The organism is Actinopolyspora lacussalsi subsp. righensis (assembly GCF_900116555.1).
In the GTDB taxonomy this organism is placed as follows: domain Bacteria; phylum Actinomycetota; class Actinomycetes; order Mycobacteriales; family Pseudonocardiaceae; genus Actinopolyspora; species Actinopolyspora lacussalsi.
On the sequence record NZ_FPAT01000015.1, the window covers coordinates 36,335 to 54,079 of the forward strand.

At 67.3% G+C, this 17,745-nt stretch carries 14 protein-coding genes and 3 tRNA genes; 12 read left to right on the forward strand and 5 right to left on the reverse strand.

What is annotated here, in order from left to right; all coding sequences use genetic code 11:
- The first annotated feature begins 57 nt into the window (after window positions 1–57).
- Window positions 58–840, forward strand: a complete 783-nt coding sequence (locus tag BM394_RS20760) for a fumarylacetoacetate hydrolase family protein (RefSeq protein ID WP_092928960.1) — start codon at window positions 58–60, stop codon at window positions 838–840.
- A gap of 121 nt (window positions 841–961) precedes the next feature.
- Here BM394_RS20760 and BM394_RS20765 read toward each other — a convergent pair whose 3' ends face one another.
- The gene (locus tag BM394_RS20765) at window positions 962–2,200 is read right to left on the reverse strand and encodes an FAD-dependent oxidoreductase (protein ID WP_092981224.1); all 1,239 of its coding nucleotides are present in this window, start codon (window positions 2,198–2,200) and stop codon (window positions 962–964) included.
- Between the two features lie 232 nt (window positions 2,201–2,432).
- Between BM394_RS20765 and gltX the strand changes: the two genes are divergently transcribed.
- From gltX to BM394_RS20790, 5 genes are all read left to right on the forward strand, one after another.
- Complete coding sequence (gene gltX, locus BM394_RS20770; protein WP_092981229.1) at window positions 2,433–3,944, forward strand: glutamate--tRNA ligase; 1,512 nt, start codon at window positions 2,433–2,435, stop codon at window positions 3,942–3,944.
- A 159-nt stretch (window positions 3,945–4,103) separates the two neighbouring features.
- A complete protein-coding gene (locus BM394_RS20775) occupies window positions 4,104–4,895 on the forward strand; it encodes an HAD family hydrolase (protein ID WP_175530198.1) in 792 nt (263 codons plus the stop codon).
- Window positions 4,896–5,276: 381 nt separating this feature from the next.
- Window positions 5,277–5,348 (forward strand) — tRNA-Gln (locus tag BM394_RS20780).
- Window positions 5,349–5,376: 28 nt separating this feature from the next.
- Window positions 5,377–5,449, forward strand: a tRNA-Glu gene (locus BM394_RS20785).
- A gap of 163 nt (window positions 5,450–5,612) precedes the next feature.
- A tRNA-Glu gene (locus BM394_RS20790) sits at window positions 5,613–5,685 on the forward strand.
- Window positions 5,686–5,858: 173 nt separating this feature from the next.
- On the opposite strand, the gene BM394_RS20795 is transcribed toward BM394_RS20790, so the two are convergent.
- On the reverse strand, window positions 5,859–6,560 hold the full coding sequence (locus tag BM394_RS20795; RefSeq protein WP_165400580.1) for an IclR family transcriptional regulator: 702 nt from the start codon (window positions 6,558–6,560) through the stop codon (window positions 5,859–5,861).
- A gap of 87 nt (window positions 6,561–6,647) precedes the next feature.
- Between BM394_RS20795 and leuC the strand changes: the two genes are divergently transcribed.
- The 3 genes from leuC to BM394_RS23565 all read left to right on the forward strand — a co-directional run bounded on the left by leuC (window position 6,648) and on the right by BM394_RS23565 (window position 10,312).
- Window positions 6,648–8,048, forward strand: coding sequence for a 3-isopropylmalate dehydratase large subunit (gene leuC, locus BM394_RS20800; protein ID WP_092981233.1), 1,401 nt, complete (start codon window positions 6,648–6,650; stop codon window positions 8,046–8,048).
- Between the two features lie 100 nt (window positions 8,049–8,148).
- A complete protein-coding gene (leuD, locus tag BM394_RS20805) occupies window positions 8,149–8,751 on the forward strand; it encodes a 3-isopropylmalate dehydratase small subunit (protein ID WP_092981234.1) in 603 nt (200 codons plus the stop codon).
- Window positions 8,752–9,205: 454 nt separating this feature from the next.
- On the forward strand, window positions 9,206–10,312 hold the full coding sequence (locus BM394_RS23565; protein WP_092981236.1) for an HU family DNA-binding protein: 1,107 nt from the start codon (window positions 9,206–9,208) through the stop codon (window positions 10,310–10,312).
- Between the two features lie 18 nt (window positions 10,313–10,330).
- On the opposite strand, the gene BM394_RS20815 is transcribed toward BM394_RS23565, so the two are convergent.
- From BM394_RS20815 to cofC, 3 genes are all read right to left on the reverse strand, one after another.
- Window positions 10,331–11,272 carry an NUDIX hydrolase gene (locus BM394_RS20815; RefSeq protein WP_342752774.1) on the reverse strand — a complete coding sequence of 314 codons (942 nt, stop codon included), beginning with the start codon at window positions 11,270–11,272 and terminating at the stop codon, window positions 10,331–10,333.
- Between the two features lie 102 nt (window positions 11,273–11,374).
- Window positions 11,375–13,657 (reverse strand): RNA degradosome polyphosphate kinase, encoded by a 2,283-nt coding sequence (locus BM394_RS20820; protein WP_425427679.1) that lies wholly within the window; start codon window positions 13,655–13,657, stop codon window positions 11,375–11,377.
- A gap of 96 nt (window positions 13,658–13,753) precedes the next feature.
- Window positions 13,754–14,425, reverse strand: coding sequence for a 2-phospho-L-lactate guanylyltransferase (gene cofC, locus BM394_RS20825; protein ID WP_092981240.1), 672 nt, complete (start codon window positions 14,423–14,425; stop codon window positions 13,754–13,756).
- Between the two features lie 102 nt (window positions 14,426–14,527).
- On the opposite strand from cofC, the gene BM394_RS20830 reads away from it, so the two are divergent.
- Genes BM394_RS20830 through BM394_RS20840 form a run of 3 tightly spaced genes read left to right on the forward strand, consistent with a single transcriptional unit; the run spans window position 14,528 to window position 17,473 of the window.
- Complete coding sequence (locus tag BM394_RS20830; RefSeq protein ID WP_092981241.1) at window positions 14,528–15,307, forward strand: lysophospholipid acyltransferase family protein; 780 nt, start codon at window positions 14,528–14,530, stop codon at window positions 15,305–15,307.
- Window positions 15,300–16,337: an NAD(P)H-dependent glycerol-3-phosphate dehydrogenase gene (locus BM394_RS20835; protein WP_092981243.1), complete on the forward strand. Its 1,038-nt coding sequence runs from the start codon at window positions 15,300–15,302 to the stop codon at window positions 16,335–16,337. Before BM394_RS20830 ends, BM394_RS20835 begins: the two co-directional genes overlap by 8 nt.
- A gap of 32 nt (window positions 16,338–16,369) precedes the next feature.
- Complete coding sequence (locus tag BM394_RS20840) at window positions 16,370–17,473, forward strand: cystathionine gamma-lyase (RefSeq protein WP_245780350.1); 1,104 nt, start codon at window positions 16,370–16,372, stop codon at window positions 17,471–17,473.
- The last annotated feature ends 272 nt before the right edge of the window (window positions 17,474–17,745 follow it).

The window sequence follows — 17,745 nt, forward strand, 5'->3', positions numbered from 1 at the left end:
GGCGTGGTCCCCCCGCACGTAAGCTGTTCGGCGGACAGTTGATGACGGAGGTTTCGTTTGCGCCTGGCACGTGTTGCTCAGCCCGAAGGGGTCTCGTTCGTGGCATTGGAGCCGGACCCCAAATCCCCCGGTGAGAAGGTGCTCGCCGTCGAGATCGACCAGCATCCGTTCGGGGAGCCGACGTTCACCGGCCGTAAGTGGCCGATGGCCGACGTGCGGCTGTTGGCGCCCATCCTGCCGACCAAGGTGATCTGCGTGGGTAAGAACTACGCCGAGCACGCGCGGGAGATGGGTGGAGAGGTACCGGAGAATCCGGTGCTGTTCATGAAGCCTTCGACATCAGTGATCGGCCCGAGCGCCCCGATCAAGATGCCGCCGAACTCCGAACGGGTCGACTACGAGGGCGAGCTGGCCGCGGTGATCGGCCAGCCCTGCAAGGACGTGCCCGAGGCCAGGGGAACCGACGTGGTGCTCGGATACACGATCGCCAACGACGTCACGGCCAGGGATCAGCAACGGGCCGACGGCCAGTGGACCAGGGCGAAGGGCTACGACACCTTCTGTCCGCTGGGGCCGTGGATCGACACCACCGTTGATCCCTCCGACCTGGGGTTGCGCACCGAACTCGACCGCGAGTTGTGCCAGGAGTCCCGCACCTCGCTGTTGACGCACGATGTGGCCGGGCTGATCTCGTTCGTCTCCCGGGTCATGACCCTGTTGCCCGGTGACGTGATCCTGACCGGAACCCCGTCCGGGGTGGGACCGATGCGGGCCGGACAGAAGGTCTCGGTCTCCATCGACGGCCTCGGCACACTCACCAACCCGGTGCAGCAGGCCTGACTCCCGCTGTCGAGTCGCGGCGCGATCCGCGCGTTTCGGGCCCGGTCACGGCGCCACCGGCAGTGCGCTCGTTTCACCCGCGAGCCGACCGAACCGCGGGTGAAACGAGCTTCTCCGGGAATCAGCGGAGCGCCTCCTTCGGCGGGCGCTCCCGCCGGGCCCCGTAGGCGAGGATGTACGGCGGAACGACGCGCAGCCAGGGAAGTCTCGGCAGCAGCTTGAGCAACCAGGGCAGTCCGGCGCGTCGACCGAAGTCGATTTCCCCTCGCAGCGCGGGCTCGACCACGTTGGCGTGGATGGTGCGTTGCAGTCCCTGGATGAGCGCGGTCGTGGGCCAGCGGGTGCGTTGGACCGCCGCGACGTGCCTGCGCCGCGGTCCACCACGCCGCAGCGGTTTCGCGAGGTGACGAGCGGCGGCCACCGCGTCCTGCACCGCCAGGTTGATACCGATCCCGCCGACCGGTGACATCGCGTGCGCCGCGTCCCCGATGCACAGCAGTCCCGGAACGTGCCAGCGGCGCAGCCGGTCCAGGGTGACGTGCAGCGGCTTCACCTCCTCCCAGCTCCGGACGAGTTCCCGTCCGTCGTCGAGCCAGCCGAGTCGTGCCCGCAGCGATTCGTTGAACCTCTCGATGTCGTTGGCGCGCTCGGCGGCGTCGGAGCCCTTGGCTATGACCGAGGCGACCTGGAAGTAGTCCCCCCGGTCCAGCAGCACGGTGAACGCGCCGTTCCCGATGTTGCCCACGGCTCCGGCGGGATCCTCCTCCCGCCGTGGAATCCGGAACCACTGCACGTCCATCGGGGCCGGAAAGTCCCGGACCCGGAGCTGGTCGGCCAGTTCACGCCGGACCAGGGAGTCCCTGCCGTCACAGGCCACCGTGATGGTGGCCCGGAGTCGGCCGTGCTCCCCGTCGGCGGTGCGGTAGTCGACCCCCGTCACCCGGCCGTGCTCCCGCACCAGTCCGGTCACCTCGGTGTTCATGCGCAGCTCGAAGTTCGGCTCCTTCGCCGCTTCCGCCGCCAGCAGATTGAGCAGGTCCCACTGCGGCACCATGGCGATGTAGTTGTACTTGATCGGTAGCCGACCGAAATCACCCAGCGTGTAGAACTCGCCGTCCGGCCCGACCGGCAACATCACCGTGCTGACCCTTCGCTGCGGCAGTTCGGCGAACCGCTCGGCGAGGCCGAGCTCGTCCAGCAGCGCCAACGTCGTCGGGTGCACCGTGTCACCGCGGAAGTCCCGCAGGAAGTCCGCGTGCTTTTCCAGCACCGTCACGGCTACCCCGGAGCGGGCGAGTAACAGCCCCAGCACCATCCCCGCGGGGCCGCCACCGACGACGCAGCAGGTGGTCCGCTTCATCGCGATCCCTCCCGACTAGGAACTCTTCGGCTCGGCCGCCCTGTCGCTCGCGTGGGTGGCCACTCGGCGCGGGCCGCGCCGAACGAGTTCCCGCTCCGGCGGTCGGAACGGGCACCTCGCGAGCCGAGGAGTACCGCCGCAGAAGAATTCAACAAACGTTGAATAACGCCAGCATGCGCCGAAGGGACGCGCCGGTCAAGAGGGGCGGCGCGCGGGATAAGCTGAATCAGTCATGAGCACGTCAGATGTCACCACCGCCGAGTCCGACCGTCCGGTACGAGCCAGGTTCTGCCCCTCACCCACCGGCACGCCACACGTCGGACTGATCCGCACCGCGCTGTTCAACTGGGCGTTCGCCCGGCACAACAACGGGTCGTTGCTGTTCCGCATCGAGGACACCGACGCGAGCAGGGACAGCGAGGAGTCCTACCAGGCACTGCTGGAGGCTCTTCGCTGGTTGCGCCTCGACTGGGACGAAGGGCCGGACGTGGGAGGTGAGTACGGTCCCTACCGGCAGAGCCAACGGCGTGAGATCTACGCGGACGTGGCCGCCAGACTGCTGGAGGCCGGTGAACTCTACGAGTCCTTCTCCACGCCGCAGGAAGTCGAACAGCGCCACCGAGACGCCGGCCGGGACCCCAAACTGGGGTACGACAACGCCGACCGCGAGTTGACCGAGCAGCGCAAGTCGGAGCTGCGCGCCGAGGGACGCAGTCCGGTCCTGCGGTTGCGGATGCCGGACCGCGACATCGGATTCACCGATCTGATTCGCGGCGAAGTCACCTTCCCCGCGGGCAGCGTGCCCGACCCCGTCCTGGTGCGTGGCAACGGGGACGCGCTGTACCCGCTGACGAATCCCGTCGACGACGCCCTCATGGGGATCACTCACGTACTGCGCGGTGAGGACCTGCTGTCCTCCACGCCGCGCCAGATCGCGCTCTACGAGGCGCTGCGGCGGATCGGCACGACGGACTTCACGCCCGAGTTCGGACATCTGCCGTTCGTGATGGGGGAGGGAAACAAGAAGCTCTCCAAACGGGACCCGCAGTCCGATGTCTTCCACCATCGCGAGCGTGGCTTCCTTCCCGAGGGGCTGCTCAACTACCTGGCGTTGCTCGGCTGGTCCATCTCCGACGACCGCGACGTGTTCGACCTCGACGAGATGGTCAGTGCGTTCGACATTCGCCGGGTCAGTGCCAATCCGGCGCGGTTCGACCAGAAGAAGGCCGATGCCATCAACGCCGCTCACCTGCGCGCGTTGGAGCTCGACGATTTCGTCGACAGGGTCGTGCCGTACCTGGTCGCCGGTGATGTACTGCCCGCCGATCCGAGCGAGCGGCAGCTGGAGACGGTGCGAGCGGCCGCCCCACTGGTGCAGGAGCGATTGACCGTGCTGTCGGACGCGGTCGGGATGATGGGCTTCCTGTTCGCGGGTGAGGACTTCGAGCCGGAACCGGCGGCCGCGACCAAGGCGTTGGGCAGTGACGCGCGGCCGGTGCTTTCGGCCGCCCTGGAAGTTCTCGAGCCGTTGCCCGAGTGGCGCGCCGCCGACATCGAGAACGCCCTGAAACAGGCGATCGTCGAAGGGCTGGGCATCAAGCCCCGGAAGGCGTTCACGCCGGTCCGTGTGGCCATCACGGGGCGTACGGTCTCACCGCCGTTGTTCGAGTCGATGGAACTGCTCGACAGGCGGTCCTGCCTCGATCGGTTGCGCACGGCGCTGCGGAACGCACCTGAGGAGTGAGCACCACGGCCGTGTCGGTCGCCACGACGGAAGTCGGGCGGCCGGCACGGCACGTGTGTTCATGTGCTGTTGCACGCGGCGAGCTAAACCGTGTCAGTGATGTAAGTATCACCATGTTGGACGAGTCGGCCACTCCGGGTGGAGTCCTAGCCTCACGGAGTGAAATCCGCACTTGAAGTATCCGCCTCGGAACGGCCTCGCGGCATCAGAGCGGTCTGCCTGGATATCGACGACACCCTGCTGGACAGTCGGGGCTCGGCTCGACGGGCTTTCGCGTCATTGACCGGCAACGATGCGGCATGGCCGGTGTGGCGGCGGATAACCGACGAGTACAACGCGCGCATGATGGCGGGTGAGATCGATTTCGAGACGATGTGTCGTAGCCGCACCCGTGACTTCTTCGCCGCCTTCGGTGAACGGCTCAGCGAGGACGAGGTGCTGGCCAGGGAGCACCGGCGAATGGTGGCGTTGCGCGATTCCTGGGAACTCTTCGAGGACGCCACCGGCTGCCTGGAATGGCTGCGCGCCAGCGGACTGCGCGTCGCGGCCATAACCAACGCCCCGGGTGGGTACCAGCGACACAAGCTCGCCGTCACCGGGTTGGCCGCGACCTTCGACGCGACGGTGATATCGGGCGAGTGCGGTGTGGCCAAGCCGTCCTCCGGAATCTTCGCGGCTGCCTGCGACGCGTTGGGGCTCTCGCCCGCGGAAGTGGCTCATGTCGGCAACAACCTGGAGATCGACGCCAACGGGGCCGCTTGCGCGGGTATGCACGGCATCTGGCTGGACCGGGACAGCGGCGGTTCGACGAGTGCGGTGGTTCCCGCCGACGGGGTGTCGGTGATCACGAGTCTGTACGAGTTGCCCGAAGTTCTGGTGTGTGATCTTCCCTTCCGCGGCGCGGACGACGAACTGCCCGCCTGCCAAGCGAGCATGGCCGGCTCTGCCTGATCGATGCTGTCCGTTCGGGGAATGGAACCTTTCGGAGCGGGCTCGTTCGCTTCGACGGGGCCGTTCCCCGGGTGGAATCCCCGTGGTGCTTCGTCGCGGGCCGTCCTCCTCGCGTGGGATTCCAACAGCATCGGCGCGGGGAGCCCCACGAACGTGGTGCGGGAGTTTCCGGCGGCTGTTCGGTCCCCGTCGGGGCGGAATCGGGGCAACGGCCCGACAGCTTCGGTGGAAGGCCCGCTCACCTGCTGAATCGCCTCGAACAGGGGGGTGGTGCGAAGCCGTTCACGGGCATGGTCTAGTATATTCATCAACGCGATGAACAGAGGTCATCGAAGCGGAAAAGAGAAAACCGCCGAATGATACGATGTTCATCGGTGCCGGTGGGGTATGGTGTAATCGGCAGCACGACTGATTCTGGTTCAGTTAGTCTAGGTTCGAATCCTGGTACCCCAGCTGAGGAAGCGTTCGATGCTTCTCGTATGGTCCCGTCGTCTAGTGGCCTAGGACGCCGCCCTCTCAAGGCGGTAACGTGGGTTCGAATCCCATCGGGACTACGATAACCGGAGAGTTCCCGCTTTCCGGTGGTGACCGGTTGTGGCCGACGCTGGTGTCGACAGCGTTGTGCGCCCCTTGGAGGCCGTGTTTCGTGTCTCATCGGGTTATCAATCGGCATGTTCGTGGGTTATGGTCCGCTCGAAAGCGTTCGATAGCTTACGCGGTCCCGTCGTCTAGTGGTCTAGGACGCCGCCCTCTCAAGGCGGTAACGTGGGTTCGAATCCCATCGGGACTACACGAGAGATACGAAGCCGGTGTGCGAGCACACCGGCTTTATTCGTATTCACGCGGTCTTACCGACTCCGACGAGCGCCGAATCGTCTCGTGTCCGGTGCGGAAGGGCCCGGGCGGTACGGCTTCCCGCGCTCATCGGGACCGTACCGCCCTCGCCCACGTATTCGCCCGGTGTCAGAGTCTGTTCTGCAGCCCGTCGGCAGCCGCGAGCAGATCGGCGGCCCAACGACTTCCGGGGCGGCGTCCCATCCGATCGATCGGTCCGGATACCGAGATGGCGGCCACCACGGTGCCCGCCGAGTCCCGCACCGGTGCCGAGACGCTGGCCACTCCGGATTCCCGCTCGGCGACACTCTGCGCCCATCCCCGGCGGCGCACCTCCATCAGAGTGCGTTCCCCGAAGACGGCCTCTGCCAGCACGGCTCGCTGGGTGGCGGGATCGGACCACGCGGCCAGCACCTTGGCGCCGGATCCGGCCGTCATCGGCAGCGCGGTGTTGACCGGGACCGTGTCACGTAGTCCGCTGGGCGGTTCCGCGGTGGCCACGCAGGTACGTTGCATCCCGTCGCGGCGATAGAGCTGCACGCTCTCGCCGGTGATGTCGCGAAGTTTGGGCAGCACCGCGGCCGCCGCCTCCAGCAGAGGATCCACCGCGCCACCCGCCAGCTCTCCCAGCGCCGGACCGGAACGCCAGCGTCCGTCCGAGCCGCGTCGCAGCATCCGGTGCGTTTCCAAGCCGACCGCGAGTCTGTGTGCCGTTGCCCTGGGCAATCCCGTACGCTCGCACAGCTCCGCCAGCCCGCACGGATCCTCGGCGGCGGCCTGTAGCACGGCCACCGCTTTGTCCAGAACTCCGATACCGCTATGCTCTCCCACGGGGCGATACTAACGTCTCGTTATCTGGGAAGTCCACAACGTGGGAGCCGTACCACTCGGATCCCACGGCTTCGATGGGGAGGAGCGATGGGTAGCACGCTCGCCGAGAAGGTTTGGAACGAGCATCTGGTACGTCGCGGTGAGGGCGATGAACCGGATCTGCTCTACATCGACCTCCATCTCGTGCATGAGGTGACCAGTCCGCAGGCTTTCGAGGGGCTGCGACTGGCCGACCGTGCCGTACGCCGTCCGGATCTGACGCTGGCGACAGAGGACCACAACGTGCCCACCGAGGGCGTGGAGTTGCCGATCGCCGATCCGGTGTCGCGCACACAGGTCGAGACACTGCGCAAGAACTGTGCCGACTTCGGGGTGCGGCTCCACCCGATGGGCGACGCCGAGCAGGGGATCGTCCACGTGGTCGGGCCGCAGTTGGGGCTGACCCAGCCCGGAACCACCGTGGTGTGCGGCGACAGCCACACCTCGACCCACGGCGCCTTCGGCGCGCTCGCGTTCGGCATCGGTACTTCCGAGGTCGAGCACGTACTGGCCACGCAGACACTGCCGCTGCGCCCCTTCCGCACCATGGCGATCAACATCGAGGGGACGCTGCGTCCGGGAGTCACGAGCAAGGACGTCATCCTCGCCGTCATCTCCAAGATCGGAACCGGTGGTGGTCAGGGCTACGTGCTGGAGTACCGCGGTTCGGCGGTGGAGTCCATGACGATGGAAGCACGCATGACCATGTGCAACATGTCCATCGAAGCCGGCGCCAGGGCCGGCATGATCGCCCCCGACGAGACCACCTTCGAGTACCTCAGGGGACGTTCGCACGCGCCCGCCGGAGCGGACTGGGACGCCGCCGTGGAGCACTGGAAATCGTTGCGCACGGACTCCGACGCGGTCTACGACGCCGAGGTGACGATCGACGCGGACTCACTCACGCCGTTCGTGACATGGGGAACCAATCCCGGGCAGGGGCTGCCGCTCGGGGAGCGGGTTCCCGATCCGGAGTCGATCGCCGACGAGGAGAGCAGGGCCGCCACCGAGAAGGCGCTGGAGTACATGGGGCTGCGCGCCGGTACTCCGCTCCGCGACGTCGCGGTGGACACCGTGTTCCTCGGCTCCTGCACCAACGGGCGGATCGAGGACCTGCGCAGCGCCGCGGGGGTACTACGCGATCGCAGGGTCGCCGACGACGTGCGGATGCTGGTCGTTCCGGGGTCCATGCGAGTACGCGAGCAGGCCGAGGAGGAGGGGCTGCACGAGGTGTTCGAGGCGGCGGGTGCCGAATGGCGCCAGGCGGGGTGCTCGATGTGCTTGGGGATGAACCCCGATCAGCTCACCCCCGGGGAACGCTCGGCCTCGACCTCCAACCGCAACTTCGAAGGCAGACAGGGCAAGGGCGGGCGCACCCATCTGGTCTCGCCCGTCGTCGCGGCGGCGACGGCGGTGCGCGGCACGCTCTCCTCGCCGGAGGACCTGTAACCGAGCCGCGTCGCGACACCGGTGCGCTCGGCCCGGCAGGTTCGCGGAAGTCCGGACCAGTCGGGCAGCCACCCAACCAACCCGAGATACGGAGTACCTCATGGAGCCGTTCACCACGCACACCGGCATCGGAGTGCCACTTCGGCGGTCCAACGTAGACACCGACCAGATCATCCCCGCCGTCTACCTCAAGCGTGTGGCGCGAACAGGTTTCGAGGACGCCCTGTTCGCGGCCTGGCGTGCCGACGAGGACTTCATCCTCAACGCCGAACCGTTCAACCGGGGGAGCGTGCTGGTGGCCGGTCCCGATTTCGGGACCGGTTCCTCCAGGGAACACGCCGTCTGGGCGCTGAAGGACTACGGTTTCCGGGTCGTCATCTCCTCCCGGTTCGCCGACATCTTCCGAGGTAACGCGGGGAAGCAGGGACTTCTCGCCGCGCGGTGCGAGCAGTCCGATGTGGAACTGCTCTGGAAGCTGCTCGAGTCCGAGCCCGGAACCGAGGTCACGGTGGACCTCGAGGCCCGCACCGTGAGCGCCAAGGAACTCACCATCGGTTTCGAGGTCGACGAGTACACGCGCTGGCGACTGCTGGAGGGCTTCGACGACATCGGCCTGACGATGCGTTCGGAGGACAGCATCGACGCCTTCGAACGAACCAGGCCGGGCTTTCTGCCCAACACGCAGCCCGCTCCCACCGTTTGAGGTTGTCCGTTCGAGTTCCGTCGTAACTCGGCCGTTCGGATCCGGGTGACGGGCGGACTCGTCCCCGAGGACGCGGTTCGGACGCACCGCGAGGCCACGAGGCACATCCGGGAATCGGTGCTCGATGCGCCCAGGCCCGCGGGGCGCCGACCCGGCGCATTCCCCGCGTCGTGTTCCCGCATCGTTCCCCTCCCGGGACTCACCGCTACGCGGTCCGGAAGCCCGCTCGACGTCGGTTCACCGCGGCCGGGAGCGGGTTGTGGTTTCCGTCCGTCGTTCCCCACGGAAAACCGGGCTACAAAGCCCTGCCGGGGCCACATCGGTTTTCTCCGGCTGCCAATGGCGCGCCACCACGCGAAAAGCGGGCGTGGCGAATGGCATCCACTCCCGCGGAGATTTACCGTGGCCCCTGAGTCGGCCCGGACGGGCCGTAGTTGTCCTGGGAGGGACTGACGTGAACAAGGCGCAACTAATCGAGGCATTGGCCGAACGCCTCGGTGACAAACAAACCGCGAGTCAGGCAGTGGACAACGTCGTGGATCTCATCGTCCGCAACGTCAACAAAGGCGAGAAGGTGAATATCACCGGTTTCGGCGTTTTCGAGAAACGAGCTCGTGCCGCCCGCACCGCCCGCAATCCGCGTACCGGTGAGGCGGTGAAGGTCCGCAAGACCAACGTGCCCGCTTTCCGGGCCGGTACACAGTTCAAGGAAGTAGTGGGCGGCCAACGAAAACTTCCCCGCGCGGCGGCGGCCAAGACCGGTACGGCGAGTCGTACCACCACCACGAGCACTTCCGGTGCCAGCCGTACCGGAACTACGACCCGTGGCGGTAGGACGGGATCCCGCACCACAGCTGCCACCACGAGTGGGACGAGCAGCCGTGCCTCCACGGCGAAGACGGGTACCGCCAAGACCGGCGCCGCCAAGACGGGAACGGCAACCAAGACCGGAACGGCAACCAAGACCGGAACGACCGCCAAGACCGGAACGACCGCCAAGACCGGAACGGCGACGAAGGCGGGTACCGCCAAGTCGGGGAGCACGAAGTCGACGGGTGCCGCCAGGACGACGAGCTCCAAGTCCACCACCGCTCGTTCGACGACGACCAAGAGTGGTGCCGCGGGTGGAACCCGCGCGAAGACGGCGACGAGCCGGACGAGCGCTGCCACCGCCACCAGGGCCAGCACCGCGAAGGCCAGCACCGCGAAGACCGGCACCGCGAAGGCCAGCACCGCGAAGACCGGCACCGCGAAGACCGGGACGGCGGCCAAGAGCGGGGCGGCGGCCAAGTCGGGCACTGCCAAGAGCGGGACGGCGGCGAAGGCGAGCACGACCAAGGCGGGCACGACCAAGGCGGGCACCGCCAAGTCGGGCACTACGAAACCTTCGACCGGGACCGCCTCGGCGAAGTCCACCGGCACCGCCAAGTCGGGGACCACGAAGTCGACGGGTGCCGCCAGGACGACGAGCTCCAAGTCCGGCACCGGCAGGACTCAACAGGCCAAGACCTCCACGACATCGACCAAGAAGTCCACTTCCGGACGTAACAGCGGGAAGTGACGCCGGTGGCCGTACCTTTCACGCGTTTTCCGGCGTTGGAGCGGGGAAGTAGTCGGCGGCTGCCAACAGCGGTGCCGGACGCGACCCGTCATCGGAATGCCCGTCACCGGAATGCGTCGTGGTGAGGAAGGAGAGAACCCAGACACTGGCCTTACGGCTGTTGACCTCACCGAGCGGCAGCCCGTCCGAGCGAGCCAGTGAGCCCACCAGATCCGGAATGACACCGCCCTGGCTGCACACCACCGCGGTTCCCGGCTCGGCGGCGATGCGCAGCAGTCGTCGCCTCCCGGCTTCCGGATCGGCTCGATACGCCTCCTCGGAAAGCGCGGGCTCGGATTCGATGTTCGTCCGTAGACTCCCGGCGACGGAATCCACCGTCTGCTCGCAGCGCAGCCTCGGCGCGGAGTGGACACGTTCGGGGCCGAACAGCGACAGCAGGCTGTGCAGCTGATTCCGTTGCCGCCATCCTGCTTCGCTGAGCGGTCGCAGGTTGTCGTCACCGTGGAATTCCGTGCGCTTGCCCGCCTCGGCGTGCCGTACCAGCAGTACGGTGCTCATCGTGGTGGGCAGGCTCAGGAACGAGTCCACCACGTGGTGGTCGTCGGCGTAGGTCAACCACTCGTGGGCCCGTGCGGCGGGAACCCAACGCAGTTCGTCGACCTCCTCGTTGGCGACGAATTCCCCGGGAAGCGCACGCGCGGCGAAGTAGTCCACGGACTTGGAGGCACGGCCGTCCCGCCCGTGGGGAACCTCGTAGCAGATCCTGCGCAGGTGACGGGACAGTACGCAGTTCACCCCCGTCTCCTCGGTGACCTCCCGCGCGGCTGCTTGCGGGATAGTCTCACCGGGGTCGAGCTTGCCCTTGGGAAGCGACCAGTCCCCGTAGCGCGGGCGGTGCACCACGGCGATCTCCGTGTCCTCGGTCGAACCCGGCCGCCACAGCACGGCCCCGGCAGCCATTACCGTGGGCCGTTGACCGGCGGGATCGCCGTGAATCGTCGCGGATTTCGACGTCGCGGGTGAATCGATCTCGGAAGCGGGTTCGGTGTCGGACATCTCGGCTCATACCTTAGCGCCGTGCAGGCGCAGCATCTCCGTCTGGTGGTCCCGCACCTGTTGGTCCTGCCGCGGTGATGCTTCCCAATCACCCTTCGAGTTGAGCACCCAGCAACGCGTCTGCGGGTGAAGTGCCGAATCCAGCAGCGAGTCCAGTTCCGAGGTCAGCCTGGGATCGGTCACCTGCACCTGCGCCTCGATCCGCCGATCCAGATTCCGGTGCATCATGTCGGCACTTCCGATCCAGTGCTCGTCCGCGCCCTGGAAATGAAACACCCTGGAATGTTCCAGGAACCTGCCGAGAATCGAGCGGACCTCGATGTTCTCGCTCAGTCCGTCGACTCCCGCCTGCAAGGCACAAATACCGCGTACCACGATCCGAACGGGAACTCCGGCGAGCGATGCCCGGTAGAGGGCATCGATGATCTGTTCGTCGACCAGCGAATTGACCTTCATCCGGATACCTGCCGGTTTTCCCGTTCGCGCCAGTGCTATTTCACCCTCGATTCGTTCGACTATCCCGGTTCGGATGCCCTGAGGTGAGACCAGAATCCTGCGATAAGTGTCGTGCCGCGCGTATCCGGTGAGCACGTTGAACAGATCGGTCAGATCGGCGCCGATGTCGTCGTCGGCGGTGAGCAGGCCCAGATCCTCATATGTTCGAGCGGTTTTCGGATTGTAGTTGCCGGTTCCCAGGTGGCAGTAACGCCGCAGCGTCGCCCCCTCCTGACGCACCACGAGTGCCGTTTTGCAGTGGGTTTTCAACCCCACCAGGCCGTAGACCACGTGCACCCCGGAGCGTTCCAGAGCACGTGCCCACTGGATGTTGGCCTGCTCGTCGAACCGCGCCTTGAGCTCGACCAGCGCCACCACCTGCTTGCCCGCCTCGGCCGCGTCGATCAGCGAGTTGACGATCGGCGAGTCACCCGAGGTCCGGTACAACGTCTGTTTGATCGCGAGCACCTGCGGGTCCACGGCCGCCTGCTCTATGAAGCGCTGCACCGACGTGGAGAACGCGTGGTAGGGATGGTGTAACAGCACGTCGCCCTCGCGTAACGTCGCGAAGATGCTCTTGGACGTGTTGCCCTCCGCGAAGGCCGGATGAGTGGCGGGTACGACCGGCGACCCCTTCAGGTCCGGGCGTTGTAGTTTGCCCAGCTGGAACATGCAGGACAGATCCAGCAGGCCACGCACCTCCACGACGTCGTGCGGGTCCACGTCCAGCTCGCGCAACAGCAGGTCGAGCATTGTCCGGCTCATCGTGTCGGCTATTTCCAGCCGTACGGGCGGGCCGAACCGCCTGCGGGCCAGCTCACGCTCCATTGCCTGCAGCAGGTCCTCGTCGCGGTCCTCCTCGACCTCCAGGTCCGCGTTGCGGGTCACGCGAAAAATGTGGTGCTCGGTGACCTCCATGCCGGGGAAGAGTTTGTCCAGATGCGCGGCTATGAGCTCTTCGAGCGGGATGAACGTGCTCTGCAGCTGGTCCCGCTCGTCCTCCACCCGGATCAACCGCGCCACGTTGTCGGGCACCTTGACCCTGGCGAACCGCTTGATCCCCGCCTCGGTGTCGGTGACCATCACCGCGAGGTTCAGCGACAGCCCGGAGATGTAGGGGAACGGGTGCGCCGGGTCGACGGCGAGCGGAGTCAGGACCGGGAAGACGTGGTCCTCGAAGTAGCGAGTCAGGTTCTCCCGGTCCCGCTTCTCGAGCCGCGCCCAGCTCAGGATGCGGATGCCGTTGGCCTCCAGCTCCGGCAGCAGCTCGTCGAGGAAGACGCGGTCGAGCCGTTCCACCAGGTCCTGGTTCCGTGCCGAGATACGGGTCAGCTGTTCGTGCGGCGATAGGCCGTCGGCGCTGCGTACCGAGAGCCCCGTTTCCTCGCGCCGTTTCAGCCCCGCCACGCGCACCATGTAGAACTCGTCCAGGTTCGAGGCGAAGATGCCCAGGAACTTCACCCGTTCCAGCGGCGGTTGGGACCGGTCCTCGGCCACGGCCAGTACCCGAGCGTTGAAATCCAACCAGGACAGCTCGCGATTGAGGTACCGGTTCTCCGGCAGGTCCGTGCTGGCCACGGCCCTGGTGACGGCGGGAGGAGCAGCCGGTACGCGCGCGCCGTCCGATTCGCCGCCACGCGTGGCCGTTTCGTCCGGCGCCGTTTCGGCCTCGGGCGTGATGGCTTCGGGCGCGTTCCGAGCCACCTTCTCGGGAGCCGTCTCGTGGCTGTTCCCTCGCATCGATTCGGAAAGCCGATCGTCGCCGTCCGTACTCACACCACTATTGTCACGCATGAGGTGGGGGATACGCTCATCCGATCGGATGGTGACGGAGGTTACACAAGCCGGCCGGGGTGTGGGCTCACCCGAACGGCAGTGGTTTCGGTGGTGCTACATCATTCCCGAACAGCCGATTTCGGAACGACTTGGTCTCGATTCGTTTCCTCGCGGCAGTTTCCGGGTGTGGGAGCCGAGCCCCAGCTCCTCCGCCGCACGCAGGTCGGTTTCGGTGTCCACGTCGCAGCGCAGTGAGGCCCACGAGCCGAGGAGCGCCTTCGCGCCGCTCTCGTGGTGAGCCGCTGCCGAGTCCGTGCCGAAGCCGGGACGTAGCGCTTCGCCGGCGGACGCGAGCAACAGCGTGGTCCCGGTGCCCTGGCGGTCCGCGCAGTAGGAGCGTTCCGAGCCCGCCTCCGCGATCGCACCGTCCAGCTCGGTGCCGCGCAACGCGGGGAGGTCGGCCTGCAGCGCGCCGATCCGGACCTTCGTGCCCCGCTCGCCGAGGAGGTGATCACCGTGGCGCAGTGCCGCGTTGAGCCCGGCCCGCGGTGAATCGGGCAGCACCTCGACCCCGAGCTCCCGGAACCGGTGCGTCAGCGCCGGGTCCGAGGTGACCACGAGCACTTCCCGTACTCGTTCGGCCGTTGCCGCCGCCAGGACGGTGTCCATCGCGAGTGCGGTCACGAGCTCGGCGTGCTCCTCGGGAAGGGTTCGCTCGGTACGCAACCGGGTCTTGGCCAGGTGCAGTGGTTTGATCGGTACGAGCAGTTGGACTCCCACGGTCACCCCGCCATTCTGCGCCTCGCGGGGAGGGATCCAGCGACCGGTCAATCGGCGGTGCCCACCCCAACGGGTATGTTGGCAGCCGCTCAAACGGAAGGAGTTGGCGTGGCCGAGCCGAGGAGTTTGCGACGTTCCCGCGGCGCCACCAAAGAGCGTGGAAACGGTGTGGTCGGCAGAATCTGGTTGGCGATCGCCATCGTCGTGTTCTATCCGCTCAAGGCTTTGCTGGCGCGGACCAGGCTGATCGGGTTGGAGCACGTCCCCGCGCGGGGCGGCGCGCTGTTGGTGCTCAACCACATCTCACATCTCGATCCGATCTACGACGCGGTGTCGGTGCATCGGGCGGGCAGGCTTCCCCGCTTCCTGGCCAAGCACACACTCTGGAACTATCCGGTGCTGCGCGGTGTGTTGCGTGGCGTCGAGCAGATCCCGGTGTATCGCGGCAGTGTGAACGCCCAGCAGAGCCTTCGGGACGCGCACCGGGCTCTGGAACAGGGCAAGGTGGTGCTGATCTACCCCGACGGCACCATCACCAAGGATCCCGAGGGCTGGCCCATGACCCCCAAGGTGGGAGTGGCCAGGCTCGCCCTGGAGCACGACGTCCCGGTGATTCCGGTGGCGAGATGGGGCACCAGGGAAATCCTCGACGGGTACCACAAACGTTTTCGCCCCTTCCCGCGCAAACGGGTCACGATGCGGTTCGGCGCCCCCGCGGACCTGTCCGAGTACCGCGAGCGGGAAGCCGACACCAGGGTGTTGCGTGAGGTCACCGAGCTGCTCATGCGTCGGGTGCGCGATCAGCTGGCCGAGATCAGGGAGGAACCCGCACCGTCCTCGTTCTACTCCGGTTCGAGGCGTGCGGAGCGGAACGACGACCATGTCTGAGACCGCGGTTCCCGGGCCGGAGGGCGGTGCCTTGCGGCGCGTGGCAGTGCTGGGGGCCGGTTCCTGGGGAACCGCGTTCGCCAAGGTGCTCGCCGACGCGGGCACCGAGGTGCGGTTGTGGGCCCGCAGGAGCCACGTGGCCGAGGCGATCGAGCGTGACCGCGTCAACACCGAGTACCTCCCGCGCACCCCGCTTCCCGACGGGCTGCGTGCCACCGACGACGCCGCGGTGGCGCTGCACGGGGCCGACGCGGTGGTGCTCGCGGTTCCGAGTCAGACCCTGCGGGAGAACCTGACCGGATGGCAACCCCTCCTCCCGGCGGGGGCCACGCTGGTCAGTCTGGCCAAGGGGGTCGAGTTGAGCACCCTGAAACGGATGAGCCAGGTGATAGCCGAGGTGGCCGATGTGCCCGCCGCTCGGGTGGCCGTCGTTTCCGGTCCCAACCTCGCCAAGGAGATCGCCGACGAGCAGCCCACCGCCACAGTGGTCGCCTGTCCGGACCACGAGCGCGCCGTCGCGCTGCAGCGCGCCTGTTCGACGGGGTACTTCCGGCCCTACACCAACACCGATATCGTCGGTGTGGAGGTGGCCGGTGCCTGCAAGAACGTGATCGCGCTCGCCTGCGGGGTGGCCTCCGGCCTGGGGTACGGCTCCAACACCATGTCCACTCTCATCACCAGGGGCATCGCCGAGACGACCCGGTTGGGAACAGCGCTGGGCGCCGAGCCCATGACCTTCGCCGGGCTGGCCGGAATGGGTGATCTGGTGGCCACCTGTGTTTCGCCGCTGTCCCGCAACCGCACGTTCGGGGAGCGGCTGGGGCGCGGTGATTCCGTCGCCGAGGCGCAGCGTGCCGCGCACGGGCAGGTCGCGGAGGGCGTCAAGTCCTGCCGGTCGCTGTGCGAACTCGCTGCCGCCAACGGCGTGGAGATGCCGATAGCCGAAGTGGTCCACCGGGTGTGCCACGAAGGGTTGGACCCGGTACCCGCCGCGGCCGAGCTGCTGGGACGGGACCGCAAACCGGAATAGCGATCGAGACGTCGCACAGGAAGGAGAACCCGTTGTACGGGGACGGGACGCGCTGCGTACACGGTGGAGAGACCGAACCGGCCGCCGGGGAGTCGTTCATGCCCGGTCCGGTGTTCGCGGCCCCGTACCACCTGGGTGGCTCCGATCGTCTCGGTGACACCGATTTCTACGGTCGGGGTGGGAATCCCACCTGGCGGGCGCTGGAAACCGCCGTCGGGGATCTCGACGGCGGAACGTGCCTGCTGCTGCCCTCCGGGATGGCGGCCATCGGCACTCTGCTGCGGGCCGTGCTGCACGCCGGTGACGTGCTGGTGCTGCCCACCGACGGCTACTACGCCACCAGGGAGTTCGTGCGGAACGAACTCGCCGAGCTGCATCTGCGGGTCAGGGAGGTTCCGACCGCGGGCCCCTTCCCGGACGACGTTTTCGACGACGCCCGTCTGGTGTTGCTGGAGACTCCCTCCAATCCCGGTCTCGACGTCTGCGACATCGCGGCACTTGCCGAGCGTGCCCACGCCGCCGGCGCGCTGCTGGCCGTGGACAACACGACCGCCACGCCGCTGGGCCAGCGACCGCTGGAACTCGGCGCCGACGCGGTGGTCGCCAGTGACACGAAGGCCCTGTGCGGGCACAGCGACCTGTTGCTCGGCCACGTCAGTGTGCGTGACGAGGAGCTCGCGCGACGCCTCGGCCGGGTACGCACCCTCTCCGGTGCGATCCCGGCACCGTTCGAGACCTGGCTGGCGCACCGCAGCATGGCGACGCTCGACCTGCGTCTCGCCCGGCAGGCCGAGAACGCGGCGGTGCTCGCCGAGGCGTTGTCCGGGCACGCGGACGTCACGGGAGTTCGCTGGCCCGGCATGCCGAGCGACCCCGCGCACGAAGTGGCGAGTCGACAGATGCGCCGTTGGGGCGGTGTGCTGCGCTTCGAACTGCGGGACGCCGAGGCGGTGGAACGGTTCGTCAACCGCAGTCACCTCGTTTCCGGAGCGACCAGTTTCGGTGGGGTGCACAGCACCGTGGACCGGCGTGCCCAGTGGGGCGATCCCGTTCCGGAGGGTTTCGTGCGGTTCTCGGCCGGTTGTGAGGATCCCGCCGATCTCGTGGCCGACGTCCTCGCCGCGCTGCGGCGGTAGTGGCGCCCTGTTCCGGTTCGCGCGGCGAGAGCTCTCGCCGCGACGTGAGTCGGTGTCGCACGACAGTGTGAGATCTTGCGAGCCCCCCGGGGATTTCCTTGCCGTAACGTCTCGTTCCTGGTTGACTGGTCGTCGTGTTTTTGCGCGCTACGAAGGCGAACCCGACGGCGGTCCGGCGTCCGGCCGGTCAGTACCGCCATGTCGAGCTGCGCCTGGTAGCGAGCGCGCTGTGTCCTTCTCGGTGAGTTGCCCCGTGATCACGGATCGTTGAT

Excerpts from the sequence above, each read along its gene's own strand:
- BM394_RS20765 (WP_092981224.1), bottom strand. The coding sequence starts at position 2,200 with ATGAAGCGGACCACCTGCTGCGTCGTCGGTGGCGGCCCCGCGGGGATG.
- gltX (WP_092981229.1), top strand. The coding sequence starts at position 2,433 with ATGAGCACGTCAGATGTCACCACCGCCGAGTCCGACCGTCCGGTACGA.
- leuC (WP_092981233.1), top strand. The coding sequence starts at position 6,648 with ATGGGTAGCACGCTCGCCGAGAAGGTTTGGAACGAGCATCTGGTACGT.
- leuD (WP_092981234.1), top strand. The coding sequence starts at position 8,149 with ATGGAGCCGTTCACCACGCACACCGGCATCGGAGTGCCACTTCGGCGG.
- BM394_RS20815 (WP_342752774.1), bottom strand. The coding sequence starts at position 11,272 with ATGGCTGCCGGGGCCGTGCTGTGGCGGCCGGGTTCGACCGAGGACACG.
- BM394_RS20820 (WP_425427679.1), bottom strand. The coding sequence starts at position 13,657 with ATGCGTGACAATAGTGGTGTGAGTACGGACGGCGACGATCGGCTTTCC.
- BM394_RS20835 (WP_092981243.1), top strand. The coding sequence starts at position 15,300 with ATGTCTGAGACCGCGGTTCCCGGGCCGGAGGGCGGTGCCTTGCGGCGC.